The 18,722-nt window shown below is 69.8% G+C and carries 15 protein-coding genes and 1 tRNA gene; 9 read left to right on the top strand and 7 right to left on the bottom strand.

Translation table 11 applies throughout. The features are described from left to right. Positions 1 to 29: 29 nt before the first annotated feature. The 3 genes from ABD932_RS33205 to ABD932_RS33195 all read left to right on the top strand — a co-directional run bounded on the left by ABD932_RS33205 (position 30) and on the right by ABD932_RS33195 (position 3,885). Positions 30 to 629 (top strand): DUF501 domain-containing protein, encoded by a 600-nt coding sequence (locus ABD932_RS33205; RefSeq protein ID WP_345018506.1) that lies wholly within the window; start codon positions 30 to 32, stop codon positions 627 to 629. Beyond that, positions 626 to 1,597, top strand: coding sequence for a Ppx/GppA phosphatase family protein (locus tag ABD932_RS33200; RefSeq protein ID WP_345018504.1), 972 nt, complete (start codon positions 626 to 628; stop codon positions 1,595 to 1,597). Before ABD932_RS33205 ends, ABD932_RS33200 begins: the two co-directional genes overlap by 4 nt. Before the next feature lie 884 nt (positions 1,598 to 2,481). Beyond that, complete coding sequence (locus ABD932_RS33195; protein ID WP_345018502.1) at positions 2,482 to 3,885, top strand: NAD(P)/FAD-dependent oxidoreductase; 1,404 nt, start codon at positions 2,482 to 2,484, stop codon at positions 3,883 to 3,885. Between the two features lie 7 nt (positions 3,886 to 3,892). Here the strand turns inward: ABD932_RS33195 and ABD932_RS33190 are convergent, their stop codons facing one another. Further along, positions 3,893 to 4,666: a hypothetical protein gene (locus ABD932_RS33190; protein ID WP_345018500.1), complete on the bottom strand. Its 774-nt coding sequence runs from the start codon at positions 4,664 to 4,666 to the stop codon at positions 3,893 to 3,895. 209 nt (positions 4,667 to 4,875) lie between these two features. Here ABD932_RS33190 and ABD932_RS33185 point away from each other — a divergent pair, with 209 nt between their 5' ends. Then, the gene (locus ABD932_RS33185) at positions 4,876 to 6,186 is read left to right on the top strand and encodes a class I SAM-dependent methyltransferase (RefSeq protein WP_345018498.1); all 1,311 of its coding nucleotides are present in this window, start codon (positions 4,876 to 4,878) and stop codon (positions 6,184 to 6,186) included. Positions 6,187 to 6,258: 72 nt separating this feature from the next. Here the strand turns inward: ABD932_RS33185 and ABD932_RS33180 are convergent, their stop codons facing one another. Both ABD932_RS33180 and ABD932_RS33175 read right to left on the bottom strand, forming a co-directional pair. Continuing rightward, positions 6,259 to 8,793 carry an ABC transporter permease gene (locus ABD932_RS33180; RefSeq protein ID WP_345018496.1) on the bottom strand — a complete coding sequence of 845 codons (2,535 nt, stop codon included), beginning with the start codon at positions 8,791 to 8,793 and terminating at the stop codon, positions 6,259 to 6,261. Next, positions 8,793 to 9,563: an ABC transporter ATP-binding protein gene (locus ABD932_RS33175; protein WP_345018494.1), complete on the bottom strand. Its 771-nt coding sequence runs from the start codon at positions 9,561 to 9,563 to the stop codon at positions 8,793 to 8,795. Before ABD932_RS33175 ends, ABD932_RS33180 begins: the two co-directional genes overlap by 1 nt. Before the next feature lie 393 nt (positions 9,564 to 9,956). Between ABD932_RS33175 and ABD932_RS33170 the strand changes: the two genes are divergently transcribed. From ABD932_RS33170 to ABD932_RS33160, 3 genes are all read left to right on the top strand, one after another. Then, positions 9,957 to 10,040, top strand: a tRNA-Leu gene (locus ABD932_RS33170). 115 nt (positions 10,041 to 10,155) lie between these two features. Beyond that, on the top strand, positions 10,156 to 11,331 hold the full coding sequence (locus ABD932_RS33165) for a 4-hydroxybenzoate 3-monooxygenase (RefSeq protein WP_345018492.1): 1,176 nt from the start codon (positions 10,156 to 10,158) through the stop codon (positions 11,329 to 11,331). A 212-nt stretch (positions 11,332 to 11,543) separates the two neighbouring features. Continuing rightward, positions 11,544 to 12,440 carry a Bax inhibitor-1/YccA family protein gene (locus ABD932_RS33160; protein ID WP_345018490.1) on the top strand — a complete coding sequence of 299 codons (897 nt, stop codon included), beginning with the start codon at positions 11,544 to 11,546 and terminating at the stop codon, positions 12,438 to 12,440. 91 nt (positions 12,441 to 12,531) lie between these two features. Here the strand turns inward: ABD932_RS33160 and ABD932_RS33155 are convergent, their stop codons facing one another. Next, on the bottom strand, positions 12,532 to 12,762 hold the full coding sequence (locus ABD932_RS33155; RefSeq protein WP_030049879.1) for a DUF4287 domain-containing protein: 231 nt from the start codon (positions 12,760 to 12,762) through the stop codon (positions 12,532 to 12,534). Positions 12,763 to 12,856: 94 nt separating this feature from the next. On the opposite strand from ABD932_RS33155, the gene ABD932_RS33150 reads away from it, so the two are divergent. After that, positions 12,857 to 13,168 (top strand): hypothetical protein, encoded by a 312-nt coding sequence (locus tag ABD932_RS33150; protein ID WP_345018485.1) that lies wholly within the window; start codon positions 12,857 to 12,859, stop codon positions 13,166 to 13,168. Positions 13,169 to 13,198: 30 nt separating this feature from the next. On the opposite strand, the gene ABD932_RS33145 is transcribed toward ABD932_RS33150, so the two are convergent. The 3 genes from ABD932_RS33145 to ABD932_RS33135 all read right to left on the bottom strand — a co-directional run bounded on the left by ABD932_RS33145 (position 13,199) and on the right by ABD932_RS33135 (position 16,925). Then, positions 13,199 to 13,990, bottom strand: coding sequence for a hypothetical protein (locus tag ABD932_RS33145; RefSeq protein ID WP_345018815.1), 792 nt, complete (start codon positions 13,988 to 13,990; stop codon positions 13,199 to 13,201). Between the two features lie 295 nt (positions 13,991 to 14,285). After that, positions 14,286 to 15,506: an acetyl-CoA C-acetyltransferase gene (locus ABD932_RS33140; protein ID WP_345018483.1), complete on the bottom strand. Its 1,221-nt coding sequence runs from the start codon at positions 15,504 to 15,506 to the stop codon at positions 14,286 to 14,288. A gap of 393 nt (positions 15,507 to 15,899) precedes the next feature. Continuing rightward, positions 15,900 to 16,925 (bottom strand): SGNH/GDSL hydrolase family protein, encoded by a 1,026-nt coding sequence (locus tag ABD932_RS33135; RefSeq protein ID WP_345018480.1) that lies wholly within the window; start codon positions 16,923 to 16,925, stop codon positions 15,900 to 15,902. A 166-nt stretch (positions 16,926 to 17,091) separates the two neighbouring features. Here ABD932_RS33135 and ABD932_RS33130 point away from each other — a divergent pair, with 166 nt between their 5' ends. Next, positions 17,092 to 18,480, top strand: a complete 1,389-nt coding sequence (locus tag ABD932_RS33130; protein WP_345018478.1) for a cystathionine beta-synthase — start codon at positions 17,092 to 17,094, stop codon at positions 18,478 to 18,480. Positions 18,481 to 18,722: the final 242 nt, after the last annotated feature.

Genomic DNA, 18,722 nt, shown 5'->3' with positions numbered 1-18,722 from the left:
GGCCAGTGAACACCTATAGAAAGACAGGCATGGAAACGCCCCCGCCGCCCACCCCGCGCACCGAGCCCACCGACGCGGACGTCGAGGCCTTCAAGCAGCAGCTCGGACGTCCGCCGCGCGGACTGCGCGCGATCGCGCACCGGTGCCCGTGCGGGCAGCCGGACGTGGTCGAGACGGCCCCTCGGCTGCCCGACGGCACGCCCTTCCCGACGCTGTACTACCTGACGTGCCCGAAGGCGGCGTCGGCGATCGGCACGCTGGAGGCGAACGGCGTGATGAAGGAGATGACGGCGCGGCTGGAGACCGACCCGGAGCTGGCCGCCGCGTACCGTGCCGCGCACGAGGACTACATCCGGCGGCGCGACGAGATCGAGGAGCTGAAGGGCTTCCCGAGCGCGGGCGGCATGCCGGACCGGGTGAAGTGCCTGCACGTCCTGGTCGGCCACTCCCTGGCGGCCGGTCCCGGGGTCAACCCCCTCGGCGACGAGGCGATCGCGATGCTGCCGGAGTGGTGGGCCAAGGGCCCCTGCGTGTCTCCGTCGGCGACGCAGGAGGACATCAAGAAGCTCGGTGCGAACGGCGGCGGCTTCTTCGAGGCGACCCCGCTGGGCGAGGAGGACGACAAGTGACCCGCGTCGCCGCCATCGACTGCGGTACCAACTCCATCCGGCTCCTGGTCGCCGATGTGGACCCGGCGACCGGGGAACTCGTCGACCTGGACCGCCGTATGACCATCGTGCGGCTCGGCCAGGGCGTCGACCGAACGGGCCGGCTCGCCCCCGAGGCGCTGGAGCGGACCTTCGCCGCCTGCCGTGACTACGCGGCGATCATCAAGGAGCACGGCGCCGAGCGGCTGCGCTTCGTGGCCACGTCCGCCTCCCGGGACGCCGAGAACCGGGACGAGTTCGTGCGCGGGGTCATGGACATCCTGGGTGTCGAGCCCGAGGTCGTCACCGGCGACCAGGAGGCCGAGTTCTCCTTCACGGGCGCGACGAAGGAGCTGACGGGGCGGGAGGACGTGCACCGGCCCTACCTCGTCGTGGACATCGGCGGCGGGTCGACCGAGTTCGTCGTCGGCGAGGAGCACGTCCGCGCGGCACGCTCGGTGGACGTCGGCTGCGTGCGGATGACCGAGCGTCACCTGGTCCGCGACGGCGTCGTCTCCGACCCGCCCTCCGAGGAGCAGATCGCGGCGATGCGGGCCGACATCGAGGCGGCCCTCGACCTCGCCGAGGAGACGGTGCCGCTGCGCGAGGCCAGGACCCTGGTGGGGCTCGCCGGTTCGGTCACCACGGTGTCGGCGATCGCCCAGGACCTGCCCGAGTACGACTCGACCCGCATCCACCACTCCCGGATCGGCCACGACCGGGTCCGGGAGATCACCGACTGGCTTCTGCACTCCACGCACGCGGAGCGCGCGGCCGTACCGTCCATGCATCCGGGGCGAGTTGACGTCATCGCTGCGGGCGCCCTCGTGCTGCTCGCGATCATGGAGCGGATCGGCGCCGAGGAGGTCGTGGTGAGCGAGCACGACATCCTGGACGGCATCGCCTTCAAGGTGGCCGAGGACGCCGAGGACGGCAAGCGCGCCGACTGACGTGCGGTGACGTGGAACGGCCCCGGTCCTCTCGGGAGGAACCGGGGCCGTTTGCCGTGCCCTTGCGGGCTGTCCGTCAGTTGCAGAGGAGAACGATGAGGCCGCTGCACCCCCCATCGTCGCCGTGGTGGTGACCGTGGTGCCCGTGGTGCCCGTGGTGGTGACCGTGGTGGTGGCCACCATGTGCGGACGCCTTTACGGCGGCGTGGTGGGCGGGTGCCGCGGCCGCAGGGGATGCGGCCGACGCTGCCCCCAACGCAAGGGCGATGCCCAGGGCAGCGCCGACAGAGACTATTCGCGCGGTGGCCCGCTTGAGGGCCTTCTGTGTAGTGATCATGGCTGCACGCTATGCACACTTCTGACCGTTCGCGCGCGGAGTGCGGCCGACGGGTGAACGGTGATCCAGGTCGCTGCCGGAGGGTGGTCCGGGTCTCGTTCGTTACTGCGCGGTAGCCGTCGGCTGAGCAGGTCGGCTAGCGTATGAGCGCCTCCTGGAGGTGCTTCCAGGCCCCTTCGCGGCCCCTTGCGCGCGCCCGCCGAAGAAACTTCGTGAAGTTCTTCACAAGGAATTCGGCCCTGTAGAAGCACGGACGGGGGCCGGTTGACCCTTCCGAGGGGTGAACAGGCCCTTGAACATGTTCAGATGGGCGGTGTAAAGAGGCTCCAGGGAGCCGGCGGCGGAGGGTGTTTCGGTCCGCTCACAGGAGGCCCGGCGGGACAGAGAGCCAGCTCACGCGGCATTGACAACGGGTCGTAACGCAACCGGGTTCCCGATCGTGACCATGACCTGCGTCACGCGGGCCGGGGAGTGTAGCACAGGGCCTGCAAGAGCTTGTGAAGGGGCGCACGAGCGACCCCCCTGGGGCGGGTGGATACTCGATGGCATGAGCACCACGGAGCGTCCCAGGATCCTCGTAGTAGGCGGTGGGTACGTAGGCCTGTACGCAGCTCGGCGCATCCTCAAGAAGATGCGCTACGGCGAGGCGACCGTCACGGTCGTCGACCCCCGGTCGTACATGACCTACCAGCCCTTCCTCCCCGAAGCCGCCGCCGGCAGCATCTCCCCGCGCCACGTCGTCGTCCCGCTGCGACGCGTGCTGCCCAAGGCGGAGGTCCTCACCGGTCGGGTCACCACCATCGACCAGGACCGCAAGGTCGCAACGATCGCCCCGCTGGTCGGCGAGGCGTACGAGCTGCCCTTCGACTACCTGGTCATCGCGATGGGCGCGGTCTCCCGCACCTTCCCGATCCCCGGCCTCGCCGAGCAGGGCATCGGTATGAAGGGCATCGAGGAGGCCATCGGCCTGCGCAACCACGTCCTCGAGCAGCTGGACAAGGCCGACTCCACGACCGACGAGGAGATCCGCCGCAAGGCGCTCACCTTCGTCTTCGTCGGCGGTGGCTTCGCGGGTGCGGAGACCATCGGCGAGGTCGAGGACATGGCCCGCGACGCGGCGAAGTACTACACCAGCGTGTCCCGTGAGGACATGCGGTTCATCCTCGTCGACGCCGCCGACAAGATCCTGCCCGAGGTCGGCCCCAAGCTCGGCCAGTACGGCAAGCAGCACCTCGAGGCCCGCGGGGTCGAGGTCTACCTCTCCACCTCCATGGACTCCTGCGTCGACGGCCACGTCGTGCTGAAGAACGGACTCGAGGTCGACTCCAACACGATCGTGTGGACGGCCGGCGTCAAGCCGAACCCGGCCCTCGGCCGCTTCGGTCTGCCCCTCGGCCCCCGTGGCCACGTGGACTGTGAGACCACGCTCCAGGTCAAGGGCACCGACTACATCTGGGCCGCCGGCGACAACGCCCAGGTCCCGGACCTCGTCGGCCGCAAGGCGGGCAACGAGAACGCCTGGTGCCCGCCGAACGCGCAGCACGCGCTGCGTCAGGCGCGCATCCTCGGCGACAACGTGATCTCCGGTATGCGGGGCTTCCCGCAGAAGGACTACGAGCACGCCAACAAGGGTGCGGTGGCCGGTCTCGGCCTGCACAAGGGCGTCGCGATGATCGTCATGGGCAAGATGAAGATCAAGCTCAAGGGCCGTCTCGCCTGGTACATGCACCGCGGCTACCACGGCCTGGCGATGCCGACCTGGAACCGCAAGGTCCGCGTCTTCGCCGACTGGACCCTCGGCATGTTCCTCAAGCGCGAGGTCGTCTCCCTCGGCGCGATGGAGCACCCGCGTGAGGAGTTCTACGAGGCCGCCAAGCCGGCCCCGGCTCCGGCCGTGAAGGCGGAGGCCCCGGCCGCCGCCAAGACCGAGGAGAAGGCCAAGGCCTCCTGACCTCCGGTCACTTGAACGCCCCGAAGGGGGCCGCCCGCCATCCGTGGTGCGGGCGGCCCCCTTCGGCGTGTCCGGGCCGGCCCTGGCCTTCGCTCCCGCCTTGGCCCTGCCGCGAGGGCCCGAGGGGCTCCGGCTCCAGGTTGTAGCCGGACAGGATGTCGCCGGACTCCTCCTCGGGGGCGTAGGCGCAGGGCACGGTCGCGTCGCCGGTGAAGTGGCCGCGGTCCGGGTACCAGGCGAAGGACATCCGTTCGTCCCCGTCGTCCCGCTGGACGCTCAGTTGCCAGCCAGGGTCCTTGTCGTCCTCACGGTAGGTCGTGACCTCCCAGCCCTCGTCCTTCAGGTGCCGGTGCAGTCGGCGCAGGCCGGAGGCGGCCTGGCTCGCGCGCACCTCGTCCAGCGCCCAGCCGTGGCTCATCTGGTACGCGCCGTCGACCGTGCTGTCCTCCAGCCCCAGCGGGCCGTTGTCATAGCAGTGGTCGGCGCTGAAGGAGTTGTCCGTGCCGGAGCCGGCCTCCCCGTCCACCGGCTCCACGGTCCGCTCGAACCCCAGGACGTCGTACGCCTCCTGGGATCGCTGAAAGGCCCGGTCCGCCATGGCCTCGGGCGCGACGTGCGGGAAATCCGTCGCCTGCGACGACCGCCAAGAGAGTACGGCGATCGTGATGATCAGGGCGAGCAGCCCGACGCCCGCGCAGCCGAGAGCCCCGCGGACGCAGGACGGGGCGGCGTACGGGTCCCGGGCGGGGGCGGTGTTCACGGGCGGGGTGTTCTCGGGCATACGGGGACGCTATGACGGCGGGGGAGCACGGCGGATGGGTGCGACGACCGGCACCGAGTAGGTACCCGTACTCAATTGATCAACTGCGGCCGCGTACGCCCTCCAAGGGTTTGCCCAGCCGTAACGCGCGTGGGGGACTGCGCCGGGGGCCCGCAGGTGTTTACGTGGTGTTGGACATTCCGGGATCGCTTATCACGGAGGTGTGCGCCATGGCAGACGCCGCGGTGCGGCTGAAGGGCCTTCTCGAACAGTTGCTGGGAGTTCCGCTCCCGGTGCGCATCCGCACCTGGGACGGTTCACAGTCGGGGCCGCCGGGCGCGCCGACACTCGTCGTACGCAACCGCCGTGCCGTACGCCGACTGCTGTGGAAGCCGGGCGAACTGGGCCTGGCCCGGGCCTGGGTCGCCGGGGACCTCGACATCGAGGGGGATCTGTACGCCGCCCTCGATCTGCTCGCCGGGCTGGTCTGGGAGCGGGACGAGGACGCCCGGAGCACGGCTCAGGCGCTTCGGGACCCCGAGGTGCGCGCCGCCGTCCTCGGGCTGGTCAGGCTCGGCGGGCTTCCGCTGCCGCCCGCGCCGCCTCCCGAGGAGGTCCGCCGGCAAGGCCACCTGCACACCAAGCGCACCGACAAACGCGCCATCAGCCACCACTACGACGTCGGCAACGACTTCTACGAGATCGTCCTCGGGCCGTCCATGGTGTACTCCTGCGCCTACTGGCCGGCCCCGCCCCCGGACGGCACCCTCGAAATCGCCCAGCGCGACAAGCTCGACCTCATCTGCCGCAAGCTCGACCTGCGGCCCGGCCTGCGGCTGCTCGACGTCGGCTGCGGCTGGGGCTCGATGGCGGTGCACGCGGCCCGCGAGTACGGCGTGAGCGTCGTCGGCGTCACCCTCTCCCAGGAGCAGGCGACGTACGCCCGCAAGCGTGTCGCCGACGAGGGGCTCACCGACAAGGTGGAGATCCGGGTACAGGACTACCGGGACGTCGCCGACGGCCCGTACGACGCCATCTCCTCCATCGGCATGGCCGAACACGTCGGCGCCGAGCGGTACCTGGAGTACGCCGATGTGCTGTACCGGCTCCTGAAGCCCGGGGGGCGGCTGCTGAACCACCAGATCGGGCGGCGGCCCGAGCGGGACGAAGCCTCGTACCAGGTCGACGAGTTCATCGACGCCTACGTCTTCCCCGACGGCGAGCTCCAGCCCATCGGGACCACCGTGACCCAGCTCGAACGCGCCGGCTTCGAGGTGCGCGACGTGGAGTCGATCCGCGAGCACTACGCGCTGACCCTGCGCCGCTGGGTCGCCAACCTGGAGGCCGAGTGGGCCCGGGCCGTCCAGCTCACCAGCCCCGGTCGCGCCCGTGTCTGGCGGCTGTACATGGCCGCCTGCGCGCTCGCCTTCGAGCGCAACCGCATCGGCGTCAACCAGGTGCTGGCGGTGCGGACGCCGGACGCGGGTGACTCCGGGATGCCGCTGCGGGCCCGCGAGTGGACCGAGCCCGAGCGCCGTTGACCCGGGCACGAGCGAAAGGGCCGGGCTCCCCAGTTCTGGGGAAGCCCGGCCCTCCGGTCTGTCAGGGTCCGGTCACTCGGCCTTGATCGCGTTCAGCATGTTCAGCCTCGCGGCGTTGCGGGCCGGCCACAGCGCGGCCAGGACGCCCACCAGGCCGGCCAGCACCAGGAAGATCCCGATCCGGTCCCAGGGCAGGACCAGCGCGTAGCCCGGGATCTGGTCCGCGAAGGTCTCGCCGATCGCCCAGCCGAGGAACGAGCCGAGACCGATGCCGACCACCGCGCCGAACACCGAGATGACCACGGCCTCCAGCCGGACCATCCGCTTCACCCGGCGCCGGTCGAGACCGATCGCCCGCAGCATGCCGATCTCCTGCTGCCGCTCGAACACCGACATCGCGAGGGTGTTGACGACACCCAGCACGGCGATGATCAGGGCCATCGCCAGCAGGCCGTACATGATGTTCAGCAGGGTGTTGATGGCGCCGCCGAACTCGTTGCGGATGTCCTGCCGGTCCATGACCGTCATCGCGGGGTTGTCGCCCAGCGCGTCGATGAGGACCTTCTCGTTCGACGCGGACTGGCCGCCGTCCACCTTCACGAAGATCTGCTGGATGCTGGGCTGCGCCTCGTGCGGGTTCACGACCTTCGTGTCGACGAGGACGGGGGAGAGGAACTCGCTGTCCTTGAAGACGGCGCCGACCTTCAGCGTGCCCTTCTTCTCGTCGTTGAAGGTGACGGGAATGCTGTCGCCGGGCTTCCAGCCCTTGCTCTTGGCCGTCTTCTCGGCGACCGCGATCTGTCCGTCGGCGAGCGAACCGATGTCGCCGCTGACGACGTCGACGTTCAGGACCTGCTCGATGTCGCCCGGCGTGACCGCCGAGGCGGACACGAAGTCCTCGCCACCGAGCACGAAGTAGGTGCTCTGCTGCGGCGAGACCGCGGAGACGCCCTTGGCCTTCTCCAGCGCCGTCAGCGCGGACTGGTCGAGGTCCCCGCCGTTCGCCATCGAGACCATGTAGTCGGCCTTGATGTTGTCCGTGGTCATCTTGTCGATGGCCGTGCCGACCGTGATGCCGAGCACCGACAGGCCGGTCACCAGCGTCAGTCCGATCGCCAGTGCCGAGGCGGTGGCGCCGGTACGGCGCGGATTGCGGACCGCGTTCTGGCCGGCCAGCTTGCCGGCCACCCCGAAGGGGCCGACGAGCAGCGGACGGACGAGCGCGATCACGGGCCGGGACAGCAGCGGGATCAGGATGATCACACCGATCAGCGCGAGGAACGCGCCCGCCCCGATGTACATCCGGCCGTCGTCGCCGCCGGTCGAGGCACCCAGCACGATCCCGGCCGCGCCGATCGCGGTGATGACCGCGCCGATGGTGTTGCGCACCACCAGCGACTTGGTGGTGGCCACCGCGTGGACGCTGTTCATGGCCGCCACCGGCGGGATCTTCGCGGCCCGGCGGCCGGGCAGCCAGGCGGCGAACATCGTGATCAGGACGCCGACGGCGATCGCGGCGATCACCGGCGTGGCGGACAGGATCAGCGGGCCGTCCGGGATCTTCATCTCGAACGCGGCCATCCCGGACCGCAGACCGACGGCCAGCCCGATGCCGAGGACGAAGCCGATCACCGAGGCGACCAGGCCCACCACCGCGGCCTCGGCGAGCACCGAGCGGGTGATCTGCTTGCGCGAGGCACCGACGGCGCGCATCAGCGCGATCTCCTTGGTGCGCTGGGCGACCAGCATGGTGAAGGTGTTGGAGATCAGGAAGATCCCGACGAACAGCGCGATGCCCGCGAAGCCGAGCAGGACCTGCTTGAGGTTGCCCAGACCCTGCTCGATCTGCTCGGCCTGCTCGTCCGCGAGGGCCTGGCCGGTCCGGGCCTCGGCGGTGTCCGGCAGCAGCGGCTCGACCGCGTCCAGGATCTTCTTGTCGTCCGCGCCGGAGGCGGCGGTGACGGTGACGCTCTCGAAGTAGCCCGGCTCGAGGTACTGCTTCTGGGCGACCGCGGTGTCGAAGAGGACGAGGCTGCCGCCGGCGTTCACGGCGCCGTCCTCGGTGGTGAACACGCCGCTGAGGGTGTACTCCTTCACCGGCCCGTTCGTGGCGACCCGGACCCGGTCGCCGACCTGGTACTCGCCCTTGGTCGCGGACTCCTTGTCGAGGGCGATCTGATCGTCCTTCACCGGGCCCGAGCCGTCGGTGAACGTGTAGGCGGAGTCCTTGCCGTCCTTGCCGGGGGCGAAGTTGGAGCCCTTGTTGGACCAGCCGACGCCGATCAGCTTCCCGTCGGGGTCGGCGACCCCGGCGAAGCCCTCGACACGGCCGTACACGGCGTCGACGCCGTCCACCGCGGAGATCTTGTCGAGGGTCTTCCGGGAGAGGCCGGGCTCCTCCTCGGGGTTGTCCGGGTCGGCGTGCGAGGTGACGGAGACGGCGACGTCGTCGTAGCTCTTCGCCGACTGGTTGCGGAAGGCGTTGGAGAGGGTGTCGGCGAAGACCAGGGTGCCGGAGACGAACGCGACGCCGAGCATCACGGCGAGCACGGTCATCAGGAGCCGGGCCTTGTGCGCGAGTACGTTGCGCAGGGCGGTGCGGAACATCAGCTGGTGCGGCCCTTCGCGTCGAACTGCTTCATGAAGTCGAGGACCGTCTCGGCCGTCGGCCGGTACATCTCGTCGACGATCCGCCCGTCGGCCAGGAACACCACGCGGTCCGCGTACGCCGCGGCGACCGGGTCGTGGGTCACCATCACGACCGTCTGCCCCAACTCCCGTACAGAGTTGCGAAGAAAGCCCAGCACCTCGGCGCCCGAGCGCGAGTCGAGGTTTCCGGTCGGCTCGTCGCCGAAGATGATCTCGGGCTTGGAGGCCAGCGCGCGGGCGACGGCGACGCGCTGCTGCTGGCCGCCGGAGAGCTGAGTGGGGCGGTGGCTCAGCCGGTCGGCGAGGCCGACCATGCGGATGACCGAATCCAGCCACTGCTTGTCGGCCTTGCGGCCCGCGATGTCCATCGGAAGGGTGATGTTCTCCAGCGCGGTCAGCGTCGGCAGCAGATTGAATGCCTGGAAGATGAAGCCGATCTTGTCCCGGCGCAGCTTGGTCAGCTGCTTGTCCTTGAGGGAGCCGAGCTCGGTGTCGCCGATGCGCACCGAGCCGGAGGAGAACGTGTCCAGACCGGCGACACAGTGCATCAGCGTGGACTTGCCGGAGCCGGAGGGGCCCATGATCGCGGTGAACTCGGCCTGCCGGAAGTCGACGGAGACCCGGTCGAGGGCGACCACCTGGGTCTCGCCCTGTCCGTAGATCTTCGACAGATCCGTGGCACGCGCGGCCACGGCGGTGGCCCGGCCGGCGATGGATGCGGTGGTCACGAGAGGAACGCTCCTGAAGGACGACGGTGTGTTCGATGGACGTCATCCATCGTCCTGGCCGAGGGCCGCCGTGTAGTCAGTCGCTGTTCCGGTTCCGAAGGCAGACTGCGGATGGACCGGGCACGGCTGTGTCATACCTGAGGATGACGAGGGACCCTGACGGGTGTTCGCGTCGGGAACAGGTGGAGCGTCCTCGTTTGGACGGTGAAATTCCGTCATTCCGTATGCGCCGTCTACCGCCGCACGTAAGGCTATTGGCAAGTGCGGATGGCGTGTTCCGTGGGCTGATGCACCCTCAGACGTCAATAAAATAAGACAACATCGGTCCGCCCGTCCGCTGTTCGGGGGATGTATCCCGATAGGCTCTGACCCTCGATGCGGAGCCCATGGCCTGCCCAGATGGTGGAATGCAGACACGGCGAGCTTAAACCTCGCTGCCCCTTCGCGGGCGTGCCGGTTCAAGTCCGGCTCTGGGCACTTCCGACGTTCGTCGATCACTGCAGCATTCATTGACACCTCATGGCGAGGGGAGCACACTCCTGTTCGGAAGTTGGTGAATGAAATTTCACCACGCGAACAGAGAGGTTCGGCGATGCGCACCACCGTCGGCATCATCGGAGCGGGCCCCGCCGGCCTCCTCCTCGCCCGGCTGCTCCACAACGCCGGCATCGACTCGGTCGTCCTGGAGAGCCGCGACCGTGCCTACGTCGAGCACCGCCAGCGCGCCGGAATCCTGGAGCAGGGCACGGTGGACGTGCTGCGCGCGGCAGGCGCCGGGGAGCGGATGGACCGCGAAGGGCTGCGGCACGACGGCATAGAGCTGCGGTACGACCGCAAACGCCACCGCGTCGACTTCCCCGCCCTCACCGGCGGCCGGTCGGTGACGGTCTACGCCCAGACCGAGGTCTGCAAGGACCTCATCGCCCTCCAGCTCAAGGAGGGCGGCCCGCTGCTGTTCGAGGCGGAGGCCCTGGCGGTCGAGGGCGCGGACACCGGCAGCCCACGCGTCCGCTTCCGGTACCAGGGGAGCGAGGACGTTCTCGAATGTGACTACGTCGTCGGCTGCGACGGCTTCTGGGGCGTGTCCCGCAAGGCGATCCCCGCGGAGCTGACCCGCGTCTTCGAGCGGACGTACCCCTTCGGCTGGCTCGGCATCCTCGCCGACGTCGCCCCCTCGCACGACGAGTTGGTCTACGCCCGCCACGACCGCGGCTTCGCCCTCCTCTCCATGCGCTCCCCGTCCGTCTCCCGCCTCTACCTCCAGGTGCCCGAGGGCACGGACGCCGAGGACTGGGGCGACGACGAGATCTGGACGGAACTGGAGCGCCGCTTCGAGACCGCCGACGACTGGCGGCTGGAGCGCGGCCCCATCACCCAGAAGTCGGTCACCCCCATGCGGTCCTACGTCCACGAACCCATGCGCCACGGCCGCCTCTTCCTGGCCGGCGACGCGGCGCACATCGTGCCGCCGACGGGCGCGAAGGGGCTGAATCTGGCCGTAGGTGACGTCGTCACCTTCGCGCGGGCGCTGACGCACGAGAAGGAGACCGGGTCGGCGGAGCTGCTCGACACCTACTCCGAGACCTGTCTGCGCCGGGTCTGGCAGGCCGAGCGGTTCTCGTACGACATGACGACGCTGCTGCACCGCGCCCCCGACGCCACGCCCTTCGAGGACCGGCTCCAGCTGGCGCGGCTGGAGCGGATCGCGGGGTCGAGGGCGGCCGAGACAGACCTCGCCGAGGGCTACACCGGGTTCCCGTTCGGGTGACCGGACACGGGCCAGGGGAGTGATCTCCGATCGATTCCGGCCACGTACCAGGTTCGTCATGAATGACCCCCTCCGTGGCCGGGAATCACCCGGCCGCGTAGCGTGTTGCGCAGCACGACGAGGGAAAGATCCTCCCCAAGCACTAGGGTCAATCCTTTGCCTACCTATTACTCTTGAGCCAAGGCCGCGCACGGTGGCCATGGAGGAGTGAAATGAGGAGCAGCAACCCGGTCTTCTCGCGACGGGGGTTCAGCCGCGACAACGGCTACGCGGGCTTCAACACCGCGCCGCAGGCCGGGGGCGCCGCTGTCGGCACGCAGGGCAACCCGTACGCCCAGCCGCAGGCCGGCAACCCGTACGCGCAGAACCCTTACGCCCAGCAGGACCTCCAGCACGGCGCGCCGCCGCAGGCCCCGGCCACCACCGGCCGGATGACGATCGACGACGTCATCCTGCGCACCGGCACGACGCTCGGCACGCTGATCGTCACGGCCGCGCTCGCCTGGTTCCTGCTGCCGGTCGACGCCGCGAACATCAACCGGTCCTACGGCATCGCCATCGGTGCCGGTCTGGTCGGCATGGTGCTGGCGCTCGTGCAGTCCTTCAAGCGCAAGGCCTCGCCGGCGCTGATCCTGTCCTACGCCGCGCTCGAGGGTGTCTTCCTCGGCGTCGTCTCCAGCGTCGTCGACGAGCACATCGCCAGCGGTGCGGCCATGCAGGCGGTGCTCGGCACGATGGCGGTCTTCGCCTCCGTGCTGGTGGCGTACAAGGCGGGCTGGATCCGCGTCAACCGCCGCTTCGTCGGCTTCGTGATGGCGGCCGCGCTCGGCTTCATCCTGCTGATGGCGGTCAACCTGCTGTTCGCCGTCTTCGGCGGCGGTGACGGCCTCGGCTTCCGCAGCGGCCCGCTCGGCATCGTCTTCGGCATCGTCGGCATCCTGCTCGGCGCCTGCTTCCTCGCCCTGGACTTCAAGCAGGTCGAGGACGGCATCGCCTACGGCGCGCCGCGCGAGGAGGCCTGGCTGGCGGCCTTCGGCCTCACCATGACGCTGGTGTGGATCTACATGGAGTTCCTGAGGCTCATCTCGATCCTCAACAGCAGCGACTGATCTGAGACGGTTGCGCAGCGAAGGGCCCCGGCGCTCACATCATGCGGCTGACGCCGCGTGGGTCCCGGGGCCCTTCGTCGTCTGTGCGCGCCTAGAGGAATTTGCGCGCCGCCCTCCTCAGGTCGTACTCATGGACGATCGCCTTCGCGTGGCCGTACGCGAGGTCGTATTCGTGCCGAAGCCAGCTGACCTTCTCCTCGAAGCGAACGAGAGCCGGGCCTTCTTCTACGGTGCGGAGCCAGTCGGAGACTTCACGACCGGTGCAGTGGGGGATGCGGGCGAGCATGTTGCGGTGGGTCTCCTCGGAGAGGACGTGGGACATCGGCGCCTCCGGACGCAAAGGGGATGTAAGCCGGTCCTTCAGGTCACCGTGCCTGAGCGTTCGCCCGTTGGCAACAGTCGCGTACGCTCACGGCGTGGTTGATACGACGCGTCTGACCCGAGCCGTTGATCACTTCGCCGACCGGTTGAGGGCGGCGCCGCAGAGCCGGCTGCAGAGAAACGGGGCTGCGGAGGCGCTGGCGCTGGCCAGAGAGTTGGCACGTCGGGCACAGCTTCTGGAGGCGCCCGGGGTCGAACCTCGGGAGATGCCCGACGCCGGGATGTTCGCTGCCGCCGACCAAATCACCGTCGCTGTCCATGACTTGGCCCTCGTGCTGGTGGACGAGGGCCAGGTGGCCGATGCTGTTCGGTTGGTCGAGGAGGCGCAGAAGAGGGCAGGGGTGTGAGGGCAGGGGTGTGATCCCTGGGGGTGATCCCTAGAGGGACGCTATGACCCTGTCCGCCAGGATGTAGACGTTCTCCTCGCCGCACCCGAACGTCAGGGTGTACGCGCCCGACACTCCCGAGCCACCCAGCAGTACCGGCGTCTCGCCTGCCCGCAGTGCTGTCGCCAGGCGCTCCGCCGTCTCGCGGTGGCCCGGGGTCATGCAGAGGGTGGTGCCGTCGGCGAAGACGTAGACGTCGAGGGTGCCGAGCGGGCCGGGGCGGACGTCGGTCAGTTCGGTGGCGGACGCGGCCAGGTCCTCGAGGGTGGCCACCGTGCGCTCGTGATCGTTCACGGTCGGTGAGGAGACCGGGACGAAGTCCGGGTGGGAGGGGTGACGGCGGCGGGCCGCGGCCAGTTCGGGGGAGTCCCCGGCGAACTCGTCGGCGTCGGCGGTCGGCTCGGTCACCGGCTCCAGGTGCTCCAGGCCCGCGAAATCGGCCTGGCGGGGCAGGAACAGCTCGCTGTCGGACAGGCCCAGCAGGGTGGGAGCGTCCGAGGCGTCACGGGCCTCCTGGGCGGCCCAGAAGGCGCGCGCCTCGGCGAGCTCCCGCTCGCGCTCCTCGGCCAGGGCCTCGGCCACCGCGGCGCGTATCTCATCGGCGTCGGCGGAGAGACGGGCCGACGGGACGAGACCGCGGGTCCTGTCAGCGTTGTTCTGGTTGCTCTGTGCCAGCTCGGTGTGCAGGGCCGCGACCTGCCGGCGCAGCACCATGAGGGTGCGCAGGACGGCGACGCCCACGGCGCCGGTGGCGGCCGTGGTGAGCAGCAAGGCGATCGGCATGGCGCTCACTGACGTACTCCCGGTTCAAAGTCGACCCCCGACTTCCTACATCAGCTTGAAGGGCGGACTATCCAGCTGTCAGTGCGTAACGTCACGAAACGGACAGGACTTTGGGCCTGGGGTTTGGTGGTGCAACGGCTCTGAGCTGCGTAAATCCCTCCGCGGAGGGAGATAGGTCACATCCTGGGGGAGATTGGATCACAAAACGGCCCAGAACCTTGGAGTTTCCCGGGTTCTGGGCCGAAGGCTCACGGTGGGTCGTGAGTTGACTACTCAGGGGTTTGTGTCGAGGGCTTCAGCTGAGGCGCTCGATGACCATCGCCATGCCCTGGCCGCCGCCGACGCACATCGTCTCCAGGCCGAACTGCTTGTCGTGGTGCTGGAGGGAGTTGATGAGCGTGGTGGTGATGCGGGCGCCGGTCATGCCGAAGGGGTGGCCGACGGCAATGGCGCCGCCGTTGACGTTCAGCTTGTCGATGTCGATGCCCAGGTCGCGGTAGGAGGGGATCACCTGGGCGGCGAACGCCTCGTTGATCTCGACCAGGTCGATGTCGTCGATGGTGAGGCCGGCGCGGCGCAGGGCCTGCTGGCTCGCCTCGACCGGGCCGAGGCCCATGATCTCGGGGGACAGGCCGGAGACGCCGGTGGACACGATGCGGGCGAGCGGGGTGAGGCCGAGTTCGCGGGCCTTGGTGTCCGACATGATGACGAGGGCTGCGGCGCCGTCGTTCAGGGGGCAGCAGTTGCCGGCGGTGACGAGGCCGTCGGGGCGGAAGACCGGCTTGAGGCCGCCGACGGCCTCCATGGTGACGCCGGCGCGCGGGCCGTCGTCCTTGGAGACGACCGTGCCGTCGGGGAGGGTCACCGGGGTGATCTCGCGCTCCCAGAAGCCGTTCTTGATGGCTTCCTCGGCGAGGTTCTGCGAGCGGACGCCGAACTCGTCCAGTTCCTGGCGGGTGATGCCCTTCATCCGGGCGAGGTTCTCGGCGGTCTGGCCCATGGCGATGTAGGCGTCCGGGACGAGCCCGTCCTCGCGCGGGTCGTGCCAGGTCGTGCCCTCCTGCTGGGCGACCTCGGCGGTGCGGGCCTCGGCCTCGGCGAAGAGGGGGTTGTGCGTGTCGGGGAGGCTGTCGGAGTTGCCCTTGGTGAAGCGGGAGACCGTCTCGACGCCGGCCGAGATGAAGACGTCGCCCTCGCCGGCCTTGATGGCGTGCAGGGCCATGCGGGAGGTCTGGAGGGACGAGGAGCAGTAGCGGGTGATGGTGCAGCCCGGGAGGTGGTCCATGCCCATCTGCACGGCGACGATGCGGCCGAGGTTGTTGCCCTGCTCGCCGCCGGGGAGGCCACAGCCGAGCATCAGGTCGTCGATGTCGCGCGGGTCCAGCTCGGGGACCTTGGCGAGGGCGGCCTGGATGATCGTGGCGGTGAGGTCGTCGGGGCGCAGGTCTTTCAGGGAGCCCTTGAAGGCGCGGCCGATGGGGGAGCGGGCGGTCGAGACGATCACGGCTTCGGGCATCACGGCTCCAGTGGCATACCGGGGGGTCGGGCAGGGCTGTGAGGGAAGTTACCCGTACGTACGTACCGGGTCACGGGGGTGGGGGTGTGACCCTGGCCGCAATTTTCTAAGCGCTTGCTTTTCTCGCCCCCGCCGCCCCTACCCGTCCCGTCCTCCAGGGGCTCCGCCCCTTCGACCCTGCCAGGGGGTTCTGCCCCCTGGACCCCCGCTCCTCAAACGCCGGAGGGGCTGGATTTTGCTGGCGGCGCTGGATCTTGCCGGTCCGCACAATTCAGCCCGTCCGGCGTTTGAGGACGAGGCCCTTCGGGCCGAAGCGGGGGGGCTGGGGGCCGCAGGCCCCCAGGGACGGGACGGGACGGGTAGGGGCGGCGGGGGCGAGATCCTCCCCGGCGCTCAGGGTGACGGTGTCACCGGCGCACGGTCCGGCTCGGGGACGCGCCGACGGCGGCGGCGCTTCAGCAGGGCCCACGGCCCCTTCGGTCCCGTCGGCATCGCGGCCGTGACCTCCGTGCCCGCCTCCGACGCGGCCTCGGCCGCAGCGCGGGCCACCGGCAGGAAGCCCTCGCGGCGGGTGACGTCGGGACGCTCCTCCTCGGCCGGCCACAGACCGAGGGCCGCGCAGACAGTCGGGAGCACCGCCATCGCCGCCGTGGCGTACCCCTCCGCCGAGGGGTGGTAGTTGTCGGGGCCGAAGAGCTCACGCGGGTTCGCCGCGAACTCGGGCCCCAGCAGGTCGCCCAGCGACACCGTACGGCCGCCCTGTTCGACGACGCCGATCGTCTGGGCGGCCGCCAACTGGCGTGAGGCCCTTCTGGCCAGCCAGCGCAGGGGCTGCTGCACCGGCTCGATCGTGCCGAGGTCGGGGCACGTGCCGACCACCACCTCCGCGCCGGCCGTGCGCAGGCGCCGTACCGCCGAAGACAGGTGACGCACCGAGCGCGTCGGCGGCATGCGGTTCGTGACGTCGTTCGCGCCGATCATGATCACGCAGACGTCGGGCGCCAGGGCAGGGTCGGCGAGCACCAGGGCCACCTGGCGGTCCAGGTCGTCCGAACGGGCGCCCGGCAGGGCCACGTTGCGCAGCACCACCGGCCGTTCCGCCACCGCCGCAAGCCCGGACGCCAGCAACGCCCCCGGCGTCTGCCCGGCCCGGTGCACACCCTGGCCCGCGGCCGTCGAGTCACCCAGGATCGTCAGACGCAGCGGCGGTTCGCCCACGGTGTCGTACGAGTGGCCGTACCCGCCGTCGGCGTTCGGTACGTGGTTGTTGGTGCCGTTGCCCACGTGGCGCCTGGCCAGCCGCACCTCGGCGAGGAGCAGACCGACGGCCGCCGCGCCGACGAGGCCGATCCCGCCTCCGCCGTACGCGGCGCCGGCCGCGATCCGCCGGGCCACCCGCGCCCTCGACATGCTCGTCATGCGTCGCCGCCACCTCCTCATAGCCGTACATCCACTGCTTGCCCCGCACGGACCGTGGCCCAATCCCAACGGCGAGTGAACGACCTTCACGGGCCCGTGCAGGCCACAGGGCCTTAGGCTGGCGGAACCACTACGACCACCCCTTTTGCAGCATCCGGAGACAACGGTGCATTTTCACGACTCGATGATCAGTCTCGTCGGCAACACCCCGCTGGTGAGGCTCAACAACGTGACCCAGGGAATCCAGGCCACCGTCCTGGCCAAGGTCGAGTACTTCAACCCGGGCGGCTCCGTGAAGGACCGCATCGCGCTGCGCATGATCGAGGCGGCGGAGGAGAGCGGGGCGCTGAAGCCCGGGGGCACCATCGTCGAGCCGACCAGCGGGAACACCGGTGTCGGACTCGCGATCGTGGCTCAGCAGAAGGGGTACAAGTGCATCTTCGTCTGCCCTGACAAGGTCAGCACCGACAAGATCAACGTGCTGCGTGCCTACGGCGCCGAGGTGGTCGTCTGCCCGACCGCCGTGGACCCCGAGCACCCGGACTCGTACTACAACGTCTCCGACCGGCTCGTGCGCGAGACGCCGGGAGCCTGGAAGCCGGACCAGTACTCCAACCCCAACAACCCCCTCTCCCACTACCACTCCACCGGCCCCGAGCTCTGGGAGCAGACGGCGGGGAAGATCACCCACTTCGTGGCGGGGGTCGGTACGGGTGGCACCATCTCCGGCACCGGGCGCTATCTGAAGGACGTCAGCGACGGCAAGGTGCAGGTCGTCGGCGCCGACCCCGAGGGCTCCGTGTACTCCGGCGGATCCGGGCGGCCGTACCTCGTCGAGGGCGTCGGTGAGGACTTCTGGCCGACCGCCTACGACCGCACCGTCGCCGACGAGATCGTCGCCGTGTCCGACAAGGACTCCTTCCAGATGACCCGGCGACTGGCCCGTGAGGAAGGGCTGCTGGTCGGTGGCTCGTGCGGTATGGCCGTCGTGGCGGCGCTGCGGGTCGCCGAGCGGCTGGGCCCGGACGACGTGGTGGTCGTGCTGCTGCCCGACAGCGGCCGTGGCTACCTCAGCAAGATCTTCAACGACGAGTGGATGGCCGACTACGGCTTCCTGGAGGACGAGGGCCCGAGCGCGCGCGTCGGTGACGTCCTCAGCGACAAGGAGCACGGCGCCATCCCGTCCCTCGTCCACATGCACCCGGACGAGACCGTCGGTCAGGCCATCGAGGTGCTGCGCGAGTACGGCGTCTCGCAGATGCCGATCGTGAAGCCCGGCGCAGGCCACCCCGATGTCATGGCGGCGGAGGTCGTCGGGTCCGTCGTCGAACGGGAACTGCTCGACGCGCTGTTCACCAAGCGGGCCTCGCTCGACGACCCGCTGGAGAAGCACATGTCGGCGCCGCTGCCGCAGGTCGGCTCCGGTGAGCCGGTCGCGGACCTGATGTCGGTGCTGGGCGCGGCGGACGCGGCGATCGTGCTCGTCGAGGGCAAGCCGACCGGTGTGGTCAGCCGGCAGGACCTGCTGGCCTTCCTCGCCAAGGGCGGGAAGTAGCGGCAAACCTGCGGTGAACGGGCCGTGGCCGCGGCGAACTTGCGGTGACCTGCGCCGCTCGGGCCGTCGTGGAACTGGTACGCACGCGTCACGTCCACGCAGCACCCGCTTAACACGGGTCCGGCACATTAGTGGGTGTCGGCAGGGCGGGAGCGGCTCCCCGCCCAGCCGGCACAGAAACGGCGTCACGGACCTCCGGAGCGGCTCCCGGACCTCCACAGACGCCTAGGACGCGCAAGCCC

This window comes from Streptomyces shaanxiensis (assembly GCF_039537145.1).
GTDB classification, from domain to species: domain Bacteria; phylum Actinomycetota; class Actinomycetes; order Streptomycetales; family Streptomycetaceae; genus Streptomyces; species Streptomyces shaanxiensis.
Note: the sequence above shows the minus strand (reverse complement) of the source record. Positions and strands in the feature narration are given on the sequence as shown.

Excerpts from the sequence above, each read along its gene's own strand:
- ABD932_RS33205 (WP_345018506.1), top strand. The coding sequence starts at position 30 with ATGGAAACGCCCCCGCCGCCCACCCCGCGCACCGAGCCCACCGACGCG.
- ABD932_RS33195 (WP_345018502.1), top strand. The coding sequence starts at position 2,482 with ATGAGCACCACGGAGCGTCCCAGGATCCTCGTAGTAGGCGGTGGGTAC.
- ABD932_RS33190 (WP_345018500.1), bottom strand. The coding sequence starts at position 4,666 with ATGCCCGAGAACACCCCGCCCGTGAACACCGCCCCCGCCCGGGACCCG.
- ABD932_RS33185 (WP_345018498.1), top strand. The coding sequence starts at position 4,876 with ATGGCAGACGCCGCGGTGCGGCTGAAGGGCCTTCTCGAACAGTTGCTG.
- ABD932_RS33180 (WP_345018496.1), bottom strand. The coding sequence starts at position 8,793 with ATGTTCCGCACCGCCCTGCGCAACGTACTCGCGCACAAGGCCCGGCTC.
- ABD932_RS33165 (WP_345018492.1), top strand. The coding sequence starts at position 10,156 with ATGCGCACCACCGTCGGCATCATCGGAGCGGGCCCCGCCGGCCTCCTC.
- ABD932_RS33160 (WP_345018490.1), top strand. The coding sequence starts at position 11,544 with ATGAGGAGCAGCAACCCGGTCTTCTCGCGACGGGGGTTCAGCCGCGAC.
- ABD932_RS33155 (WP_030049879.1), bottom strand. The coding sequence starts at position 12,762 with ATGTCCCACGTCCTCTCCGAGGAGACCCACCGCAACATGCTCGCCCGC.
- ABD932_RS33145 (WP_345018815.1), bottom strand. The coding sequence starts at position 13,990 with ATGCCGATCGCCTTGCTGCTCACCACGGCCGCCACCGGCGCCGTGGGC.
- ABD932_RS33140 (WP_345018483.1), bottom strand. The coding sequence starts at position 15,506 with ATGCCCGAAGCCGTGATCGTCTCGACCGCCCGCTCCCCCATCGGCCGC.
- ABD932_RS33135 (WP_345018480.1), bottom strand. The coding sequence starts at position 16,925 with ATGACGAGCATGTCGAGGGCGCGGGTGGCCCGGCGGATCGCGGCCGGC.